The sequence below is a fragment of the Pseudarthrobacter sp. rb genome (genome assembly GCF_056389225.1).
In genome coordinates this window covers 15,710-36,024 of the sequence record NZ_JBWJAR010000017.1, presented here as the reverse complement: position 1 = coordinate 36,024, position 20,315 = coordinate 15,710, and the positions used below count along the sequence as shown (strand labels likewise).

21 protein-coding genes and 2 pseudogenes are annotated in these 20,315 nt (G+C 59.4%); 17 read left to right on the top strand and 6 right to left on the bottom strand.

Translation table 11 applies throughout. The features are described from left to right. Positions 1 to 34: 34 nt before the first annotated feature. The 6 genes and pseudogenes from ACWRN3_RS18460 to ACWRN3_RS18435 form a co-directional block, all read right to left on the bottom strand. The gene (locus tag ACWRN3_RS18460) at positions 35 to 529 is read right to left on the bottom strand and encodes a hypothetical protein (protein WP_476741545.1); all 495 of its coding nucleotides are present in this window, start codon (positions 527 to 529) and stop codon (positions 35 to 37) included. Positions 530 to 774: 245 nt separating this feature from the next. After that, positions 775 to 1,083 (bottom strand): DUF3040 domain-containing protein, encoded by a 309-nt coding sequence (locus ACWRN3_RS18455; RefSeq protein ID WP_476741544.1) that lies wholly within the window; start codon positions 1,081 to 1,083, stop codon positions 775 to 777. A 198-nt stretch (positions 1,084 to 1,281) separates the two neighbouring features. Then, positions 1,282 to 1,470 (bottom strand): annotated as a pseudogene (locus tag ACWRN3_RS18450) (DUF488 family protein, N3 subclade); the annotation flags it as partial. A gap of 160 nt (positions 1,471 to 1,630) precedes the next feature. Then, a complete protein-coding gene (locus tag ACWRN3_RS18445) occupies positions 1,631 to 1,861 on the bottom strand; it encodes a hypothetical protein (RefSeq protein WP_476741543.1) in 231 nt (76 codons plus the stop codon). Between the two features lie 57 nt (positions 1,862 to 1,918). After that, a complete protein-coding gene (locus ACWRN3_RS18440; RefSeq protein ID WP_476741542.1) occupies positions 1,919 to 2,332 on the bottom strand; it encodes a VOC family protein in 414 nt (137 codons plus the stop codon). Between the two features lie 160 nt (positions 2,333 to 2,492). Next, positions 2,493 to 3,158: a helix-turn-helix transcriptional regulator gene (locus ACWRN3_RS18435; protein WP_476741541.1), complete on the bottom strand. Its 666-nt coding sequence runs from the start codon at positions 3,156 to 3,158 to the stop codon at positions 2,493 to 2,495. Between the two features lie 28 nt (positions 3,159 to 3,186). Between ACWRN3_RS18435 and folE the strand changes: the two genes are divergently transcribed. The 17 genes and pseudogenes from folE (at position 3,187) to ACWRN3_RS18350 (ending at position 20,310) form a co-directional block, all read left to right on the top strand. After that, entirely contained in the window at positions 3,187 to 3,873 is a 687-nt protein-coding gene (gene folE, locus ACWRN3_RS18430) for a GTP cyclohydrolase I (protein WP_476741540.1), read from the top strand. A 45-nt stretch (positions 3,874 to 3,918) separates the two neighbouring features. Continuing rightward, a complete protein-coding gene (locus ACWRN3_RS18425) occupies positions 3,919 to 5,175 on the top strand; it encodes an NAD(P)/FAD-dependent oxidoreductase (protein WP_476741539.1) in 1,257 nt (418 codons plus the stop codon). After that, the gene (folP, locus tag ACWRN3_RS18420) at positions 5,172 to 6,158 is read left to right on the top strand and encodes a dihydropteroate synthase (protein WP_476741538.1); all 987 of its coding nucleotides are present in this window, start codon (positions 5,172 to 5,174) and stop codon (positions 6,156 to 6,158) included. The genes ACWRN3_RS18425 and folP overlap by 4 nt, the downstream gene beginning before the upstream one ends. Before the next feature lie 89 nt (positions 6,159 to 6,247). Further along, positions 6,248 to 6,946, top strand: a complete 699-nt coding sequence (locus tag ACWRN3_RS18415; RefSeq protein WP_476741537.1) for a pyrimidine reductase family protein — start codon at positions 6,248 to 6,250, stop codon at positions 6,944 to 6,946. Between the two features lie 193 nt (positions 6,947 to 7,139). Beyond that, positions 7,140 to 7,640: a hypothetical protein gene (locus tag ACWRN3_RS18410; protein ID WP_476741536.1), complete on the top strand. Its 501-nt coding sequence runs from the start codon at positions 7,140 to 7,142 to the stop codon at positions 7,638 to 7,640. A 41-nt stretch (positions 7,641 to 7,681) separates the two neighbouring features. Continuing rightward, complete coding sequence (locus tag ACWRN3_RS18405; RefSeq protein WP_476741535.1) at positions 7,682 to 9,589, top strand: glycoside hydrolase family 15 protein; 1,908 nt, start codon at positions 7,682 to 7,684, stop codon at positions 9,587 to 9,589. Then, on the top strand, positions 9,576 to 9,965 hold the full coding sequence (locus ACWRN3_RS18400; protein WP_476741534.1) for a DUF488 domain-containing protein: 390 nt from the start codon (positions 9,576 to 9,578) through the stop codon (positions 9,963 to 9,965). Before ACWRN3_RS18405 ends, ACWRN3_RS18400 begins: the two co-directional genes overlap by 14 nt. Before the next feature lie 144 nt (positions 9,966 to 10,109). Beyond that, positions 10,110 to 10,403, top strand: coding sequence for a DUF3040 domain-containing protein (locus ACWRN3_RS18395; RefSeq protein WP_476741533.1), 294 nt, complete (start codon positions 10,110 to 10,112; stop codon positions 10,401 to 10,403). 45 nt (positions 10,404 to 10,448) lie between these two features. Next, positions 10,449 to 10,949 carry a YegP family protein gene (locus tag ACWRN3_RS18390; protein ID WP_476741532.1) on the top strand — a complete coding sequence of 167 codons (501 nt, stop codon included), beginning with the start codon at positions 10,449 to 10,451 and terminating at the stop codon, positions 10,947 to 10,949. A 455-nt stretch (positions 10,950 to 11,404) separates the two neighbouring features. Beyond that, positions 11,405 to 11,695, top strand: a complete 291-nt coding sequence (locus tag ACWRN3_RS18385) for a hypothetical protein (protein WP_476741531.1) — start codon at positions 11,405 to 11,407, stop codon at positions 11,693 to 11,695. A gap of 555 nt (positions 11,696 to 12,250) precedes the next feature. Next, a pseudogene (gene istA, locus ACWRN3_RS18380) lies at positions 12,251 to 13,131 on the top strand (IS21 family transposase); the annotation flags it as partial. Positions 13,132 to 13,530: 399 nt separating this feature from the next. Continuing rightward, positions 13,531 to 14,685, top strand: coding sequence for an ROK family transcriptional regulator (locus ACWRN3_RS18375; RefSeq protein ID WP_476741530.1), 1,155 nt, complete (start codon positions 13,531 to 13,533; stop codon positions 14,683 to 14,685). Between the two features lie 119 nt (positions 14,686 to 14,804). Then, complete coding sequence (locus tag ACWRN3_RS18370; protein WP_476741529.1) at positions 14,805 to 16,127, top strand: ABC transporter substrate-binding protein; 1,323 nt, start codon at positions 14,805 to 14,807, stop codon at positions 16,125 to 16,127. 92 nt (positions 16,128 to 16,219) lie between these two features. After that, positions 16,220 to 17,113: a carbohydrate ABC transporter permease gene (locus ACWRN3_RS18365; RefSeq protein WP_476741528.1), complete on the top strand. Its 894-nt coding sequence runs from the start codon at positions 16,220 to 16,222 to the stop codon at positions 17,111 to 17,113. Beyond that, positions 17,114 to 17,980 carry a carbohydrate ABC transporter permease gene (locus ACWRN3_RS18360; RefSeq protein WP_476741527.1) on the top strand — a complete coding sequence of 289 codons (867 nt, stop codon included), beginning with the start codon at positions 17,114 to 17,116 and terminating at the stop codon, positions 17,978 to 17,980. Positions 17,981 to 17,983: 3 nt separating this feature from the next. Continuing rightward, positions 17,984 to 19,255: a 6-phospho-beta-glucosidase gene (locus ACWRN3_RS18355; protein ID WP_476741526.1), complete on the top strand. Its 1,272-nt coding sequence runs from the start codon at positions 17,984 to 17,986 to the stop codon at positions 19,253 to 19,255. Beyond that, positions 19,252 to 20,310 (top strand): N-acetylglucosamine kinase, encoded by a 1,059-nt coding sequence (locus ACWRN3_RS18350; protein WP_476741525.1) that lies wholly within the window; start codon positions 19,252 to 19,254, stop codon positions 20,308 to 20,310. Before ACWRN3_RS18355 ends, ACWRN3_RS18350 begins: the two co-directional genes overlap by 4 nt. The last annotated feature ends 5 nt before the right edge of the window (positions 20,311 to 20,315 follow it).

The following is a 20,315-nucleotide window of genomic DNA, read 5'->3' as shown; positions in this document are numbered from 1 at the left end:
TCAGTTTCATCACGACGGCCCCCACGTGGGTTCGTCACCTTCGAGAACTGCTTCTTGTAGCCCCCGATTCCCGGCGCCAGCCTCGCCGGCTGCTTCTGGGGTCATACCTGCGGGCCAGTTGCGCCAGCGCCAGGGCGGCGACGAGGAGCCCAAAGTCACGGAGGGCAATGTCATAAAAACCAGAAAATGTCAGCAGGTTGATGATGATGCCCGTTAGCCAGAGCGCCACCACGTACGCTGCATAGCGCGGCTTGATGGCCATCATGATTCCGGCTGCAATCTCCACGATACCTACGATGAGCATTGCCGTATGCGCGCTGAAGGGCAGCAAGTCGACAAGCCATGGAGCCAAATACCGCTCCCAGTCAGTGAGGATGTTGGTGAACTTGTCAAGGCCGAAAACAATGGGCAGGATAACGAAGCCGGTCAACAATGTCAGAAACGCCCCGTACGTCGGTTCTGTTCGCGCCCTATCTAGCACTCGGCTGATCCATCCGTTGCTGGAAGCGGGAATTGGGTTCGCAACCACGATGATCTCCTTATGGCACTGATATTAATATGAGGTGAGTCCCGGAACGCGTCCTCGGGAACCTGCCCGTCTTCGCTTAAGAGAAGGGAAGGGGTGAGTTCCCGGGAGGCTTCGCGAGAAGTGGACGTTCCGCCCGTGCGTCAATGTATGTCGGCGTACCGTCTGTGGCCGCTGATAGGTCCAACGTTTATACACTCCTTCAGCCAATTCCGGGTTTCCCCTCCGCTCTGGAGTCGGCAGAGGCATCAAGGCGATGATGGTTTCCCTGGCTTGGGTCGCCCTGCCAGGTTGATGGGGCTGTTCCCCACAAGAAGGTAGGTGCCTATTCCCATCAGGAGGAAGCCCAGGACGCCGACTGCCGTCACTTGCGAGGCGATTCCTGCGATGAGCAACACAACGCCGATCACGCACGCCATGACGGCGAAGTAGGTAGCGGCCCCAAATCGTCGTTCGATCAACCCGGAAGATAGTTCCTCGGCCAGACGCGGGTCCTTGGTGACCAGGTCGAGTTCCAGTTCGTCGAGCAGTTTCTGCTCTTTGTCTGACAAAGGCATCTGACGCCTCCCCTGATACCGCTGCCGGGCCTTTTGAAGGGCCCTGCAGCTCAGCCCTTCAAGTAGCATGTGAGCCGTTGAAGGATTCTAAATCTAAGATTTCAAATGTTAGTAATCTGACCATAGGAGGGTTCCTGGGGGAAGTCAAGGACTCTCCTCCAGACAGCGAGGGTGGCCGGATCAGCCGGCGCCGTGGTCTTATGGCTCACGGTCTTCTTTGATCAGGGTGCACAGGACTGCTGCTTCACTGATGGCAGGCTCCCTTATCGCCGTCAACAGCGTTAGTGGCCGGTGTTCGGCCAGGACGCGGAGGCGTTCAAGGACATCGGCAGCTTCGGGCGCCCGAAGTTCGGACTGGTATCGCCGGTTGAACTCCTCAAAAAGCCCGGGATCGTGGCGCTGCCGGTTCTTTCATGCCTCGCTTCCGCACCGTTTTTCTGGCAACTCCGCCGGAGTTGTCACGTTAGTGGCGTGAGTTCTTCCAGGGTGGCATGTGAGGCCGGGCGGCCGGGGCGGCCTGTGGTTTTCATTGCGTCTTTGATCCTGCTCAGCCAGGCCTGAAGTTTCCACTCCATCTTGCCGCATCCGGAATTGGTAGTCCGAATACCTTCACCGTGCGGCGGAGGTCCTCTTCAGCAACATGGCAAAGCCGTTCCAGTTCATCGAGTCTTTCCTTCGGTATCTCACCAAGCTTGAACTGCACTTCCGCATGCCTAAAAAGTCGTTCAGCCTCTTTAAGGTTGGCTTGAGCTTGTGAAACGGGGTCCACGGCTACCATGACCCCATGATGGCACTTCTATTGACAAAGACCTATAGGCCGGGTGTTCCTAGGCGCTCAGAGGAATAGGTGGCTGTCGAAGACCGAGCGCGGTTGTTGTGCGGGATCGGGGTGGGCGATGACAACGCGCAGTCCGTCAGGGTCGCGTCCTTCGACAAACGTGACGTCGCCAGCGGTGTGAGTGTCGACGTAGTTGCCGGTTTCCTGAAGCGCCTGCTTCAAATTTTCCAGGTCTTTCTGGTTGTCCGTTGCCCACATGAGCAGGTGGAATCCCAAGCCGCTCGGATGGCGTTGAGCATGCCGGCCGCGTTCGATGATGTACAGCTGGAAACCTTCTGTGGTCAGCAGAAGGGCAGCCTCCGCCGATCGGAGGGTTACTTCGCATCCGAATAAGTCGCGGTAAAAGGTCACGGACCTGTCGAGCTCGGATACGTACAGAACGGAAGAGGCTGGTTTGGCCGGGTATCCCATTGAGCCATTGTTGACCTGGAACGTGCGTTTGGCCAGAATTGCGGAAGTTATCCATCGGGACTTTACTCCAGCCAAACGACAGCGGGCAGCCAAAACCAAATGACCGCGGGCCGCAACTCCTGCTGACCGCTGGTTTTCCGCCGGCGGCGTGCTGGGACGATTATTCGGTTGTAGTTGTGAGCCTGGCGCAGCAGGCGGAGCCGTCGGGGGCGGGGGCGACGCGGTGTTGCTGGTCGTTGGACCCATCCAGGGTGCCTTGCAGGAGGGCGGCACTCAACCCGCAGACAAGCTGGGTGTGGTCGGCGGCAAGACGGCGGAACGGGCAATTACATAGGACCAGACCTTGCCCGTCCCGCTCGGGTGCGTAACCGTTGTCAGTCAGAGCCTTTTCGAGATCTCCCGCAACCAGCCCACGTCGATGACCTTCAGCGTAGGCCGCTGAGGCGACGGACATTTCCACTGGTTCTCCGGTCTCGGCGGAGGTTTCGATTGCCGAGGCCAACAAACGCCCTGCCAACTCGTACTCGCGTGCAGGAATCGATAGCTGGACTTCATCCAGTGCCGGGCTGTAGAGCTTGCTGGGCCGGCCGGAACCGGGACCGGTCCGGGATCCGAGCTTCTTGCTTTCGGTCTTCAGGAAGCCGTCTTTAACCAGTTTCTCAAGATGGAAGGACGCCGTACTTGGCGCGAGATTCAACATCTTGACGAGTTGGTCGCGTGTGAGGGGGACCGGGCTGCGTATCAATGCCTGGTAAAGAGCGCGCCTCACGGGGTCGGCGAGTGCACCGACGTCGGGGTTTCTGATGTTGATTTGCGAGGACTTCATAGGGAAATTCAATCACCTCCGGAGGAGCTTGACGGAAAATATTATACGCTCTAAATTCAAAGTAGCCGACTTTAGAGAGGGCGCCATGTTATCTGAGTACTCCACACGGCAAAGCGTGTACTCCGCGCCGGTTGGTGAACTCGACCGGCTCGATCTTGAACGGACAGCACCGACGGGAATTGACCTGGAAGGGGCCCGCGCAGCCGTCACAGACTTGCTGGTTTCGCTGGGCCGGGACGTTTCGGATCCCCATTTGTCGGAAACTCCGCGGAGGGTGGCGCAGGCGTTTGCCGAGATGCTTACCGCCCGGCCCGCTTCGTGGACCACTTTTCCGAACAGTGAGGGGTACTCGGAGTTGGTGATTGTAAAGAACATTCCTTTTCATTCGCTGTGCCAGCACCATCTGTTGCCATTCCGGGGCGTCGCCCACATCGGATATCTTCCGGGCAGCAGGCTAATAGGACTGTCAAAACTTGCCCGTGGTTTGGAAATGTTCGCCCGGGATCTGCAGGTTCAGGAACGACTCACTGTGCAAACGGTCCAATGGCTGATGGACACGTTGGATGCCCGCGGCGCGGGAGTCGTTCTGGAAGCCGAGCACCTGTGCATGTCCTTGCGCGGTGTGCAGGTGGCCGGAACAACCACGACCACGGTGGCCTTCCGGGGGGAGCTTGCGGTACCGGGACCTTTGTCTGACCGCTTCTTTACCAGGTAGGACAGGTGCCCGGCCTGTCGCGCTCGGGAACAGGAGGAAAGAGTCATGATGAGAGACGTAGTAATCATTGGTGGTGGCCTTGCCGGGGCCACGGCAGCGCAAACTCTCCGCGCCGAAGGTTTCCCAGGAACCATCACTGTCGTGTGCCAGGAGAATCGGTACCCGTATCTGCGTCCGCCGCTGTCGAAGGATTTTTTGGCAGGCCGTGACGAAGAGGCTGCCCTCCTGCCGTATACCGTGGAGGATTACAGCAAACACGGCATCGAGGTGCTGCTCGGCGAAACAGCAGTAGCCATCGATCGGGACGCGTCGATCATCACCTTGGCGCAGGGCCAAGTGCTTGAATTTGACCAGCTCCTCCTGGCAACGGGTGCATCCCCCCGTACCCTCGGCGTTCCGGGATCCGGCCTGCCGGGCGTTCATTACCTACGCACCCTGGAAGACAGCCGACACCTCAGGGATGAACTGCGCCGGCTGCGTACAGGACAAAAACGGTGCCAGGTGGTTCTGATCGGTTCGGGCTGGATCGGCATGGAAGTCGCAGCGACGGCGAGGACCATGGGAGCCGAAGTCACGGTAGTGGGCAGGGATAAGGTCCCCTTGGAGGCCGCGATTGGCCCGGAACTGGGGACAGTTTTCATGGAACGGCACAAAGAGGCCGGTGTTGTTTTCACCACCGATACCGCCGTCACGGAGATTGTTGAAGGCAGCGGCAGAGCCGCGGGCGTCATCACCGGCAGCGGCCAGTATCTGCCTGCTGACCTGGTGGTCGTCGCTATTGGGGTCAACCCCAACACGCTGCTTGCAGAAGCCGCCGGGCTAAGCATTGACAATGGTATTCTCACAGACTCGTCATTACGGACCGACGACCCGCGGATCCTCGCAGCCGGTGACGTGGCAAACGCCTTTCACCCTTTCACGGGCAGCCATCTTCGGAGCGAGCATTGGGCAAACGCCATCAACGGCGGCAAAGTAGCCGCCAGGACGATGATGGGTATGCCGGCCGCGTTGGATGAGGTTCCATACTTCTATACTGACCAGTTCGACCTGGGGATGGAGTACTCGGGCTACTCCTCGCTGACGCCCGACGCGAAGATGATCCTGAGGGGAGACCCGGCGGCACACAAGTTCATAGCGTTCTGGCTCATCCCTATGTCATCCACCAAGGGAAGGGTCGTGGCGGGAATGAGCGTTAACGTCTGGGATGTTCAAGACGACATAAAGTTCCTGATATCCAGCGGACAGGAAGTCCAGACGCTGCAGCTCAGGGATGCTGACGTTCAGCTTCGAGAGTTGTCATGACGTCGGCTGTGCCCTTGGCAGGGGAAAAGCCGGAAGCGGCTGGGCATGGGGCGTGCCCGGATATCGCCTACTCGCCGGCGCTCCTTCACCCCGTGCATTGCTTCGGCGCCAGAATCATGGATTTCCGCAGGCAGACCGCCCTTATGGCCATCATCAACCGAACCCCTGATTCGTTCTACGACGCAGGACGAACCTTCGACCTTGAAGCTGCCGTGCACGCTGGCCTGGAGGCGGTGGCGGCAGGAGCCGACTGGATAGACATCGGTGGCCAGCCCTTCGCCCCAGGCAGGCCCTTGACGACAGGAGAGGAAGCAGACCGTGTCATTCCTGTCATCGAGGCGATCCGTGGCCAGTCAGACACGATCCTCTCCGCCGATACGTTCAATCCGGAGGTGGCCGCACTGAGCATCGAAGCAGGCGCGAACGTTATTAATGACACCTCCGGGCTGAGAAATCCGGACATGGCTGCTGTCATCGCAGGGTCAAAGGCCCACCTGGTCATCACGCACAGCCTCGCCCCGCCAAGGACGCCCTGGCCGGGACCTCGCTATCGGGACATCGTTCAGGATGTCCGCGACTTCCTGAGACGGAAAGTCGATCAGGCCGTTGACCTCGGTGTCGCAGAGGAACAAATCATCATTGATCCTGGGCACGATTTGAACAAGAACACCCTTCATTCGCTGGAACTCACCCGCCGGCTTGATCTCATCGCGGCTTTGGGTTTCCCCGTCCTGGCGTCAGTGTCGAACAAGGACTTCATCGGCGAGACACTGGGCAAGGGCAGCCATGAACGGCTCGAAGGATCTCTGGCAGCAGCAGTCATCTGCGTACTGAAAGGGGCACGTATCCTTCGAATGCATAACGTTGCCCCTGCCATATCAGCGCTGCACCTCACAGAGGCAGTCTTGGGTTGGCGGCAGCCACTCTCGCTCCATCACAACATAACCAGTGCCCAGTCTTGCCATACAGGGGGCCAGCCGTGATCGACCGATTGATTCCCAGCCCGATCAGGGGCGCCACTGACGCCCAACTCCTGAGCTGGTACACCCACCCGCCAGCTCAGAGCACCCGCGTGAGCTTCAACTTTATCTCCAGCCTGGACGGTGCAGCCACCCTGAACGGCCGCTCGGGAGGTTTGGGCAACGCAGCGGACCGTCGAATCATGGTCCTGATGCGCCGCACCGCAGACGTTCTTCTCCTCGGCGCAGGCACGGTCAGGACTGAGGGGTATTCAGGGGATCTGATCGGCACGGCCGGCGTGGAATGGCGTCAAAGCCAAGGTAGAAGCCCACAACCAACCCTGGCCGTCGTCTCCGGCAGCCTGCGGATAAACCCTGACCTGCCCTTCTTCACGACAGCGCAGGAGCCACCCCTGGTGATCACCACGGCCGAGGCCAACAGGGTGAGGAGAAAAGCATTGGAGAAAGTCGCCGAGGTCGTCGCCTGCGGGCAGCGGCGCTTGAATGTGGACCTTCTGATCCAGGAATTAGAGCGGCGCGGTCATTCGCGGATCCACTCCGAGGGAGGACCCCGCCTGTTCGGAACATTCCAACAGGCCGCGCGGGTTGATGAGCTCTGCCTGTCGGTCAGCCCTCTGTTGACAGCAGGTCCCGGCGCCCGTATAGCTGCCAGCTCGCAGGAAAACCTACCCCCTCGACGAATGCGTCTTCAACACGTGCTCCGCTGCGGAGATATGCTCTTCCTCCGCTACTTGGCCCGGCAACCGCACGAGTTGCCCGAAGAGCCACCTGCCGTCAGCAACCGCTTTTAAAGAAGATCAAACAACCCCGCACGGGAAGCCCAGGCAGAGCTCTTCGAGCAGGTACACGGAAGGAGGCGGAACATGGTTCCGCACACGGTTGCCCACAGGTCCCCAGGCACACCGCGGCGGGGGCCAGGAAGGGACTCGGTCCCCTGGGCGACAGCAGGGCCGAAAGTGCCAAGCATGCTTTCCTGGCTCCTGCGTGGTCGACACGGCGGCTGTTGACATGGACTGGTCCGGGTGGGCTCTTTTCGGGCTGTTGGCCACGGGTGGGCTGACGGCCGTGATGATCACAGCCCAAATGGCCGGCTGGACGCGACTGGACCTCCCCCTGGTGCTCGGCACGATCCTGACTCCTGATCCTGATCGGGCCCGGGTCGCCGGATTCCTCATCCACCTGGCCGTAGGTCAGGTTTTTGCCTTGGGCTACGCTGCCGCGTTCGCGCTTCTTGGCTCGGCAACCTGGTGGACAGGTGCGCTTCTTGGACTCTTTCACGTCGCCGTAGCTTTGACAGTGATCCTGCCGCTGCTGCCGGGGGTCCACCCCAGAATGGCATCGACCAGGGCCGGACCTGCCAATAGGGCCGTTCTGGAACCTCCAGGCCTGCTTGCCCTGAATTACGGCATACAAACCCCGGTCATCACGGTCGTCGCCCACCTTCTCTACGGAGCAGTCCTCGGAGTCCTGTTAAGGACCGCGTGACTGGGTGGCGTCTGCACGAGACTGCCGAACAGGAAGTAACAATGTCAAGCCACCACCACACCACGCCGTGGCAGCCTTCCCCCATCGCCGACTACGGGCTGGTCGGTGACACGCGTACGGCAGCCTTGGTTTCCGCTCGAGGTTCTGTGGACTGGCTCTGCGTCCCGGCCTTTGACGGCACACCGGTCTTTGGCGCGCTCTTGGGTGGCGCACAGGCCGGCTCGTTTCTGGCCGGCCCATCCGAGCAGGCACAGTCGGCTACCCGCACGTATCGTCACCACAGCGCCACCCTGGAAACCGTGTGGTCAATCGGTCAGGGTCAACTCATCCTCACCGAGGCCATGATCGCCGAAGTGGCTGGCCAATTTCTGCCCACCACGTTACTCATCCGAAGACTCAGCGCCACGGGGTGCCCCGTGCCCGCTGTCATTAATTACAATCCGCGGCTGGGCGAACAGCATCGTCGTCCCCACATTCGCCGGGGACCCAATCTCGTCTGCGACTGGGGCCCACTGGCCCTGTCCCTGGGATGCAGCCAGGAATTGAGCGTGGAACCGGGCCGGGCGACACACGTCACAGTTCACCCAGATCGTCCTCTGACCCTGGTATTGGCCATCGCCTACGGGGAACCCCTGATCCACGTGGACCCATCAACGGCTTGGGCCCTCGTCGAAGCCGACGAAGCAAAATGGCGTGCGTGGACGGAAGACATCGATGAGGGGATACCTTTCCGGGAAACGGTTCTACGCAGCCTGCTCACCCTCCAACTGCTTACGTACTCGCCTTCCGGCGCGCCAGTGGCCGCCCCGACCACATCACTTCCTGAGGACCCCGGCGGGGTCCGCAACTGGGACTACCGGTACGCCTGGCCACGGGACGCCAGCATAGGGGTGGGCGCATTCCTCGCTGTAGGCAAAACACCTGAAGCACGAAAATTCTTCGGCTGGCTGCTGCACGCCAGCCGGCTCGAACGCCCCCGCTTGCCATCACTGCTAACACTTGCCGGAGGACATGTCCCGGCGGAACGTAGCCTTCCAGATTGGCCCGGATTCGCCGGGAGCACGCCCGTCCGCACCGGCAATGGTGCCGCTGGCCAGCACCAGCTCGACGGCTATGGCTGGGTCCTGGACGCCGCCTGGGTCCTCGTCCAAAGCGGCCACCGTCTGTACTCAGAGACCTGGCGGGCGATGCGAGGCTTCGCGGACCTGGTAGCAATGCGCTGGCAGGACCCAGACGCAGGGATCTGGGAAATCCGCGATGACGCCGCCCACCACGTGCATTCCAAGATAATGGGCTGGCTGGCCCTCGACAGGGCCCTGCGGATCGGACGAACCCACCGCCTCGGAGCGCGGCAAAGGAAGCACTGGCAAAAGGCAAGGCGCGATCTTGCCGAGGCGATCAGGGCAAAAGGCTTTGATCCGGTCAAAAACACCTACACCCGCACCTACGGATCCTCTGACTTGGATGCTGCGCTGCTGCTCCTTCCGGTCACGGAATTCGAGGACCCCGGCTCAAACCGAGTTAAAGGAACAGTGGATGCGGTCAGCGAAGAGCTCTCTGCCGGCTTTCCCTTCCTGTACCGGTACCCCCCGGGCCAGGACGGGCTCCCTGGAAAGGAAGGGGCCTTCCTGCCCTGCTCCTTCTGGCTCGTCCAAGCCCTCGCCCTCACGGGAAGAGGCAACGAGGCGACAGAACTTTTCAAAGCACTCCTCGAGCACGCCAACCCCGTCGGACTCTACAGCGAAGAAATCGACCCCGTGACAGGAGGTTTCCTTGGAAACTTCCCGCAGGCTCTGACTCATGCATCCCTTATCCAGGCCGCCGTCGCCCTGCGCGACTCCAGCAAGGAAGCCCGACTTGCCCCAGCCCCGTTTCCTGCACCAGTAAGGCACACCCCACTTAACTCCACCACAACCCGCATAACGGAGACAACCAATGGTTGCTCATGAAGTGAAAGTACGGCGAATCTATGAAGAACCCCTCGACACAGATGGGTACCGTATCCTTGTGGACCGGCTTTGGCCACGGGGCCTTAGCAAAGAAAAGGCACACCTCGACGAATGGTGCAGAGCCATAGCCCCGTCGGATGAGCTACGCCGATGGTACGGCCACGATCCCGGGCTTGTTGAGGAGTTCAACCGGCGATACCAGTCCGAACTTCGGGCGCCCGAAGCTGCCGATGTCCTTGAACGCCTCCGCGTCCTGGCCGAACACCGGCCACTAACGCTGTTGACGGCGACGAGGGAACCTGCCATCAGTGAAGCAGCAGTCCTGTGCACCCTGATCAAAGAAAACCGTGAGCCCTGCCTGGAGGAGACTCCTTGACTTCCCCCAGAAACCCTCCTATGGTCAGATTACTAACATTTGAAATGTTAGATTTAGAATCCTTCAACGGCTCACATGCTACTTGAAAGGCTGAGCTGCAGGGCCCTTCAAAAGGCCCGGCAGCGGTATCAGGGGAGGCGTCAGATGCCTTTGTCAGACAAAGAGCAGAAACTGCTCGACGAACTGGAACTCGACCTGGTCACCAAGGACCCGCGTCTGGCCGAGGAACTATCTTCCGGGTTGATCGAACGACGATTTGGGGCCACTACCTACTTCGCCGTCATGGCGTCCGTGATCGGCGTTGTGTTGCTCATCGCAGGAATCGCCTCGCAAGTGACGGCAGTCGGCGTCCTGGGCTTCCTCCTGATAGGAACAAGCACTTACTTTCTCGTCGGCGACGAACCTGATCTCCCCGACGGCATGTGGCCCCCCCTCTGATCAACAGCCCGGAAGACAAAAGGCAGCGGAAACTGACTCCACAGCATGACCTCGCAAGTAGGTACCCGTACAGGGAAGAGAGGCTCCAAAATGGGAAATTCAAGTACAGACAATATACGGGTGCACAGCGAGGCACCGGCTGAGGGAGATAACTCCCGGGAATATCCCGAAATACGCTCCCACTCCCAGGACCCGGTCGAAGGCGCGGATCGGGCCCCGGAAACAGAAGACCTCAAACTGCGTCCGGTCAGTCCAGTTGAAACAACAAATCAAGCACCCGTCACAAGGACAAGCGCAGCCAGAGCCGGCACGTTCGAGCTCTTGCTAACAGACCCCGGGGATTTTGAGTTCAGACTACTCTCCCCAGCCGGTGAAGTACTGGCAGTGTCCGGAGTGTATTCGAATCGGAACTCGGCGATTGCTGGCATCCGAGATGCACGGGAATGCGCCGCAACGGCCCTGTTCAAGGACCACACCACACGGCTTCCATCAACCACGAGGCCAGTAAAGCCCGGGCAGCAGGGCCCATCGCGATGGTTCGGATGACCTGAACCAGGTGTCGCTCGAGGGCGTCGATGCCGCCAGTGGCACTTCGAACCGTCACCATGAACCGGCCCTCTCAGTAATGCCTCTGGAGGAGCTTGGGGCACCAAGATATCCGAAACATAAACAAGGCGGACAAAATGTTTCACATCGAGAACTCGCACCTCGCCGGCAGGTTCACTAATTCGCTGGAGCGACTAATAATGAACCTGTATGGACCGCCTGATCGAACTCCAATCGGCACGCCCATCATTCACAAAACGATGATGCTGAAGCCTCATTCATACAACAGCTAATGGATATAGAGATAGAGCGCGACGACGAAGGGCACGTCTGGGCGGAACGTAAAGACCACCCCGCTGCTGACCAGCAATAAGCCGGCTAGGCACAGAGGGGACAACGATGACAGCCCAAGCGCAGGAGGCTAACGGATGTCTGGGAGTGGAAGGGACGGAGCTGTGGGTAATTCGTACGAGATAGTACTCGTGAACCCTAACGAGTACTTGGTACGCGCTGACGCGGAGGGACAAACAGTGGAGTCTCTCTTCCGCCTAAACCCCGACTTTCTCGAGGAAATCGGCTTGGGAAACCGTGACGAGCAGAAGATTATTGAAGAAACACTGCAGTTCATGGCCGAGCACCAGTCGGCAATTGACTTCCCTCCGATGGTTGACCTTGAAGACATCGCCGCAGCCTACAGCGACTATGCCTCACGGCTCCGGCGCCGGCTTACCCCGCCCGCCGGGTGACCTTATCGCATCCGTTACCATACCAGGCCTCCGAAACCCGACAACGTGGCCTATTTCATGGACCTCTCCAAGGAGGCGTTGAACCGTTCGCAATCGCCCGAGACAGGACCCATGACACTCCTTGTGAGGACGGGCGCATCATCAGCGTCCGCACCGAAGCCGCTGGCACCTACGGTCTCACCGGCCGGCATACCGAACACCCAATGACCCGCAGCCTCCTGCTCACCCCCCTTGAGCAGGAGGCTGCGCCAGGAGCTCCAGAATCGACAACGTGGTGCCGCGCATCAAAGTGAGGCTCGCCGACCAGCAGGATTACCGACTGACAACCTAAGGTGAGTTGCTCGACCCCGTGATCCTTCCCTGTTCACGCCCGCGGGTCCTGAGTGTCGTACCGCACACAGGAGGCGGACGTGAGTATGTCAGTCTGATCGGAGCCCACTAGGACGGCCCGAACGGTACCCACCCCTCGGACATGCCGAGCCTAATGACGGCTTGAAGGGTACCACCGGTGAATGTTGATCCATCCAGTGTTGGATCGACGACGGGAGGGCCGGGATGGGGTCAAGAGTGGAGTTGTTCGCGCAGATTCGGAGGGATGCCCGGGTGGAGGGCGCGTCAATCCGGGAGCTTGTACGATCCTCGCCTCGGCTTGATCCTTTCAAGCCGACGATCGACGCCATGCTCGTCGAGGACACGACGGCGCCGAGGAAGCAGCGTCACACTCCGGAGGATTCTTGCCCGGCTCATCGAGGAGCATGGAGTGAACGAATTGTGGTATTCGACGGTGCGTGACTAAGTTCGGGTCCGCCGGGCGCAGATCGATGTGGAGGCCGGCCGCCGGGTTGAGGTGTTTGTTCCCCAGGAGCCCGCCCCGGGCGCGGAAGCGGAAGTGGACTTCGGTGAAGTCTGGATCGTGCTTTACGGGGTAAAGACGAAATGCCACATGTTCATCTTCCGGCTGTCTCACTCCGGCAAAGCCATCCACCGGATTTACCCCGCCCAGGCCCAGGAAGCATTTCTGGAAGGTCACGTTGAGGCGTTCAACCAGATCGGCGGCGTGCCGGTCAAACACATCCGCTATGACAACCTCACCAGTGCAGTCAGGCCGTGGTGTTCGGGCAGGGGCGGAACCGCCGGAAAACGACCGGTGGGTGTTGTCCCGCTCGTTCTATGGATTTGATGCCTTTTATTGCCAGCCAGGTCTTGCCGGCGCTCACGAGAAAGGCGGGGTCGAGGACGAGGTGGGCTGGTTCCGCCGCAACCGGCTTACCCCGATGCCAGTGACGAGGTCCCTTGAGGAGCTCAACGACCGGATCCAGAGCCGGGGGGTTCAAGGCGATCAGCGGCGGATCGATGGCAGGATCCGCACTATCGGCCAAGACTTCGCCGCCGAGCGCCCGTTCCTGGCACCGTTGCCGGCCGAAGAGTTCGACCCGGTCTGGTGTTGAACCCGAGAGTGTGGACGGACTCCCTGGAAAGGAAGGAGCCTTCCAACCCTGCTCCTTCTGGCTCGTCCAAGCCCTCGCCCTCATGCCAGACCTTAGGAAATGGTCAAGCTACGCGCTCCTTGAGTAGGCCAACACGGCATGCGACGCCAACCGTCGGTATGGTACCTGGCGGCTGCTTCGCAGGGATCCGAAGGGATGCGCGTGCGGGTCAAGCCCGCCCTGCCCCACAGACAGCAGAAGCTCACGCAATACGTGCAGGCATTTGCCCCTGTTGCAAAGCCGCCCTCCGTGCTAACTTGGAGTAATCGATTGGAAACTTTCCATCCAATTCCGAAGAGAAAGATTAATAGGAGCATGTCATCAGGCTCACCCAGCCGCTTGAGGATTATGAACGACCAAGCGGCCCTGGGTTACATGCTGGAAGCTGGTCCCGTTTCCCGTTCAGGCTTGGAGGAGCTGACCGGGTTGTCCAAGCCGGCAACTGCAGAGTTGCTGCAACGGCTGGAAGCGGCAGGTTTGGTGGAAAAGGCGGGCAAACGGGATGGGGGCCCAGGGCCGAAGGCCCAGCTTTGGAGTGTCAAGGCGGATGCTGGCTTTGCGGCGGCTGCCCACTGTAGCTCTGACGGCGTCGAGGTGCTGGTTAGTGACCTACGCGGCCGACACCGAGGCCGGTGCAGTCAGCCGCTGTCCACAGAAGCTCTTCCAGTGCAGGTGCGCAAATGCTTGGATGCAGCCTGTGACGAGGCAGGCATAAGCACTGATAAAGTCTTGCATTTTGTTGTTGGCGTTCCTGAGGCTTTAGACCCGCGCACTGGAGTTTTGAAATATACTCCCCACCTGTTGAGCGGGTGGGAGGGCCAAAACATGGTTTCGGTACTTCAGCAGGCCACAGGTGTTAGCACCCAGATTGAAAATGACGTGAACCTCATGGCCCTTGCGGAACTTGAGAACGACTTGATAGGTGATAAGAACAACTTCGTTCTTATCTGGTTCGATAAGGGCCTCGGTTCGGCCATCGTCCTGGACCGTGAGCTGTTTCGGGGCACCAGCGGTGGTGCGGGTGAAATTGAATACATCCTCGTGCCTGACCCCGCCGCAGCCGTAAACGGCACGACCAGGCCGGGAGCCAAGCTGTCGCAACTGCTGAGTCCGGCCGCCATTCAAGAGCTTGCCCGGGACCACGGCCTTGATGGGAATGACCCGGTAGAGGCTATCCGCACTGCATGTGAGCAGGGATCGGCAGGGCAAGCGTTTTTCAGCGATCTAGCTGCCCGTACCGCCTGCGGCCTCACTGCTGTTGTAACACTCTTGGACCCTGAACTAGTCCTCCTTGGTGGACGGTTCAGTGCAGCGGGAGGGCCCGGTTTCGCTCTTCTCGTGCAAGAGAAACTTGCAGATCTTTTATCAACACCGCGGGTCGAAGCTGTTCCGGTGATCTCATATCCGATCAGTGCTGGAGCGGTTATAGCAGGTGCCATTCAGTCGGCCGTGTCGCAGGCACGGACAAAGGCATTCGCGACCGGTTCAGTTATCGCACTTTAACTCTCATCATCCTGCAGGTCCGAAAACTTCCTGCCCAACCCTTGACCCAAGCGCGCTTGCAGAGCCTCGCACGCTAACTTTCGCGCACCCAACAAACACCTGAAACGAATGGAGAAACCATGAATAAGGCAACAACAGTCGCCGCTCTGGGCTTGGCATTGACGCTGGGCATCAGCGGTTGCGGTGGCACAGGTACGTCCGCTACATCGCCGGAGGCAGCACCATCTGCGGACCAGAAGATCACGCTAACCGTATGGGCCAAGTTCAAAGACCGAGAACTGGAAGCTTTCAATAGCGCGCTGGACAAGTTCGAATCCGCACATCCGAATATCGCTATCGAAAGCCAGGGTGGTCAGGACGATGAAAAGATTACCCAAGCGATCCGCGGAGGAAACGCTCCAGACGTTGCCCTCTCGACGAATGCTAACAACCTGGGCCAGTTCTGCAGTTCGGGTTCATTCCAGGACCTAAAGCCTTACCTCGAGCGTGACAACTTCGACTTGAACCAGTTCCCCGAGGCGACCCGGGCCTATACGACATTCGGAGGCACCCGGTGCGCCATGCCTCTCCTTGCCGACACCTTCGGGCTGTATTACAACAAGAAGCTCTTCGCCGAAGCGGGGATCAGCTCACCCCCAAAAACCATGAGTGAACTGAACGCGGCCGCCAAAAAACTTACACAGTTCAACGCTGACGGAAGCATCAAGGTGGCTGGCTTCATTCCGACTCCGGGTTTCTATGAGAACAGGGTACAAATGTATGCCCCCCTGTTTGGCGCCGACTGGGTCGACGAAAGCGGCAAGTCCGCAGTAGCCAAAGATCCCGGCTGGAAAGAGATGCTGAATTGGCAGAAGGACCTGACAAAGGAACTGGGCGCCGACAAGCTGAGCAAGTTTGTAGCCGGAGCAGGCCAGGAGTTCTCCGCGGATCACGCCTTTCAAACCGGCAGTCTTGCCATGATGCTTGACGGCGAATGGCGGACAGCATTTATTAAGGATGAGGCCCCCGGATTGGACTACGCTACGGCTCCTTTTCCTGTGGCGGACAGCAGCCCCGAACTGTATGGAACCACTTACACCTCCGGAAACATCCTAGGCATTCCCAAGGGCGCAAAAAACGCGGGCGCTGCATGGGAACTCGTCAAATTCCTTGCTACCGACAATAAAGCTCTGACCGGTTTGGCCGACTCCCTGCAAAACGTGCCGACAACTACCCAGGCACTTGAATCTGCCAAGGACGAAGCGACTCCCCAGTTCAAGACGTTCATCGATCTGTTCGGAGGCAAGATGCAGAGCAACCCATCGTCGGCCAATGGCGGGGGCTATCTGAAGACCATGCAGGACTTCGCTCTGAACTACGCCACAGGACGGACGCAGGATCTGGACGGCGGCTTGGCTGACGTGGCTAAGCAAATTGACGATAGCGCGACGCTGGGCCGGTAATGACCGTTACAAAGACAAGGCCCGGGGTGGCTCGCAACGCCGTCCCGGGCCCGCCCCCTGGCAATTCGCGTCTGCGCCGACGGTTGACGATCATGGCCTTCATGGCGCCGTGGATCATCGGGATGTCCGTTTTTATCCTCTATCCGCTGCTCGCGACGTTGTATTACTCCCTGACCAATTTTGACCTCATCAACGATCCCAAGTGGACGGGTTTCTCCAACTATATTTTCATGTTCACCAAGGACCCCTTGATGTGGACCGCCATAGGAAACACGGCGTGGCTGACTGTTGCCATTACGGTAGGACGTGTCGGCTTCGGGCTCCTTACAGCCATGGTGTTGGTTAAGATCAAGCGGGGGTCGGGTATATTTCGTACCCTGTTCTACCTGCCCTCGCTGGCCCCTCCAGTAGCGGCAGCCCTGGCGTTCGTGTTCATCCTTAATCCCTCCACAGGCCCCCTCAACCAACTGCTTAATCTTTTCGGAATCGAAGGCCCCCTTTGGTTCATTGACCCCGCCTTTGCCAAGCCCGCGCTGACGGTGATGGCTCTTTGGACTTCCGGCACAGTGATGGTCATCTTGCTAGCGTCGCTGCTTGACGTGCCGCAGGAACTTTATGAAGCGGCAGCCCTGGATGGGGCTAGTGCCTGGAACCAATTTCGTCATGTCACCCTCCCCTCTCTGGCCCCGGTGCTCACCTTTGCGGTCGTGAACTCCATCATCGTCGGCCTGCAGTACTTTACCGAGGCTGTCGTTGCAGGTTCCGCAGCTTCTGGAAACCCGAATGTCGCTGGCTCGAGCCAGACCATCGGCTACCCGAACAACTCCACCCTCACATTCCCAATGTGGCTCTACGAGCAGGGTTTCCATCAGTACCACATGGGCTACGCGGCGGCTATGGCTGTTGTTCTGTTCATCGTTTCAGCCGTATTCACAGTCGTCCTGGTGCGCAGGATGCGTTCAGCCGGCATCGGCGAGGAGGAGTAGATGATGACAACCACGACTCTCACACAATCCAACGGAAGCCGCCGTCGACAGGCGCTTTTGTCCTGGATCGGGCTGCACTCGATCGCGATCGTTCTGGTCATCGGCTTCATGGGGCCGGTCGTCTTCATTGCGCTCACTGCGTTCATGGATGACCGGCAGGCCCTGACCAGAAACCTCTGGCCGACTAGTTGGCACTGGGAGAACTTTGGAGAAGTTTTCCACAAAGCCCCTATGCTGCAATATTTAGTCAACTCACTGCTGTACGCAGGGCTTGCAACGGTTTTCATGCTCATCTCCAGCGTTCCCGTCGCGTATGCACTGTCCAGGATGAAGTGGCGCGGGCGCAATGCCGTCTTTTACCTCGTCATCATTGCCATGATGGTTCCACCACAGGTAATGGCAGTGCCTATGTACGTCCTGTGGGCCAAAGTTGACCTCACCGGTACGCTTTGGCCGCTGATTATTCCGAATCTCTTCGGAGACGCCTTCAGCATCTTCCTGCTGCGCCAATTCCTTATTACCATTCCCCAATCTTATTCGGACGCCGCCCGGGTGGACGGGGCGTCGGAGGTCGGCACACTGTTCCGGGTCATCCTGCCCATGGCGAAGCCAGGAATCGCAGCCGCAGCTCTCTTCAGCTTCCTCAACACCTGGAATGACTATTTCGGGCCCCTCCTCTACGCAGGGGAAAACCAGGCCAACTGGACCTTGTCGTTAGGGCTTGCATCCTTCCAGGGCCTCCACCAGGTGCAGTGGAATCTCACCATGGCCGCGACATTACTGGTCATGCTCCCTGTCGTCATTCTGTTCTTTCTCGCACAAAAACAATTCATCGAGGGCGTCAAGTTCTCGGGAGTAAAGGGATAAATCATGAAAGTTACCGTAATCGGTGGAGGCTCTACCTATACGCCCGAACTGGTGGACGGCTTCGCACGCCTGAGCAGCCTGCTACCCATCGAAGAGCTCTGGCTTGTTGACCCGGATGCCTCCAGACTCGAACTTGTCTCAGGGATCTCACGCCGTATGTTCGCCAAGGCCGGACATACAGGAAAAATCCGCACAACACAGAGCGTCGCTCAGGGAGTCGAAGACGCCGATGTCGTTCTTCTTCAACTTCGCGTGGGCGGCCAGGCTGCGCGCCACGGAGACGAAACGTTTCCCCACGAAGTCTGCTGCGTAGGCCAGGAAACGACGGGACCTGGCGGTCTGGCCAAGGCCCTGCGTACCGTGCCGGTCGTACTCGAAATTGCGGAAATCATCCGCCGCCATGCGAAACCGGATGCTTGGATCATCGATTTCACCAACCCTGTCGGAATCGTCACGCGCGCGCTTCTGCAGGCTGGCCACCGCGCCGTCGGACTCTGCAATGTGGCCATAGGCTTCCAGCGGAAATTCGCCGCGATGCTCGGCGCAGACCACAGGAACGTTTCCCTCGATCACGTCGGGCTGAACCACTTCACGTGGGAACTGGGAGTCAACCTCACGACCCAAGGGAGCACTCGGAATGTCCTCCCCGAACTCCTCTCTATAAAAGCGGACGAGATTGCTGCCGAGGTCAGGCTGCCCGCTTCCCTGCTGGCTTTGCAGAGCGCGGTTCCCTCTTACTACCTGCGCTACTATTACCGGCACGATCAGATCTTGGCTCACCAGCGGGAGGAGCCCAGCCGCGCGCAAGAAGTGATGGAGGTCGAACGGAGCCTTTTGGTCAAGTATGCCGACCTCGGCCTTGACGAGAAACCCGCCGAACTCTCAGAGCGCGGCGGGGCCTTCTATTCCGAAGCGGCTGTGGACCTGATGTCGTCACTGACAAGGGACGGAGGAGATGTTCAGGTTGTCAACCTTCTGAACAACGGCACTCTTCCGTTCCTTCCCGACGACCACGTCATCGAAGTGCCAGCCGTTGTTGAAGCCAAAAAGCTCACGGCACAGCCGGTAGCGCCACTTCCTGAGGATATGACCGCTATGATCAGCCACGTCGCTGGATATGAACGTCTAGCCTTGGAGGCAGCCCTGCACGGGGGGCGGCACCGCGTCGTTCGGGCACTCCTTGCCCATCCGTTCGTGGGCCAGTATGACAAGGCCGAAAAACTCGCAGATCTTCTTATTGCATCAAACCGCGAGCATTTGGCTTGGGCCAAATGACACTATTGGAAAGACAGCACGCCAGAACACCGGACGTTGAGGGCCCGCAGGACGGGCTTGTCCTGGCCGTTGACGGTGGCGGCTCCAAAACGGACGTGGTGGCACTGAGTCTCGAGGGAGAACTGCTGTTCCGCAAACGGGGCCCCGGTTCCAATCCTCACAGGCTCGGAGTTGCAGCATCTGTGGCCATCATCCGGGGACTGGTCCAGGAAGTCATGACTGCGGCCCCTGGCCGCCCTGTGACCCGCACCCATCTATACCTCTCAGGCATGGACCTGCACACTGAAATTGAACAGTATGCCGCGGCAGTGGCGAAAGAAAGCTGGGCTAAGGGAGCATCCGGCCTGCCCACCGTGGTGGATAACGATCTTTTTGCGCTGCTACGGGCCGGAACGAAGGCGCCTGACGCAGCGGCCGTGATTTGTGGAACTGGCATCAATGCCATTGGGATACGGGCAGACGGGGCCACGGCGCGCTTTCCGTCCCTAGGCAAAATCTCCGGTGACTGGGGCGGGGGAGCTTGTCTTGGCTCCCAGACTCTGTGGCATGCGGCGCGCTCCGAAGACGGTAGGGGGCCGAAATCCTTGCTGCAGGAACTCGTCCCACATGCCTACGGCTTTGACACGGTCTCAGAGGTCTTTGAAGCGATCCATTTTAAACGAGTTCCGGACCGCTCTATTGTTCAACTCACGCCACTGCTTTTCGCTGCCGCATCTCAAGGCGACCTAGTTGCCGGTGCAGAAGTGGATCGGCAAGCAGAGGAAATTGTAGTTATGGCCTCCACCGCCTTACGACGACTTGCCCTTCAAGACAGCCCTGTACCCATAGTCCTTGGCGGCAGCGTCCTTGCAGCTAATCATGAACGTCTGATGACGCGGGTGGTCTCAGGCTTGGCGACCCGCACACCCAGTGCTCACATCGAACTGGTCACTGCCCCACCCATACTTGGCGCGGGCCTCTTGGCCCTTGAGGCTGCCGGCGCTGAACCAGATGCCATTAGCCGCGCCGAGTTGACTCTCCGTACTGCCCTCACCCCCGTAAGCGAGAACAAATGACAATC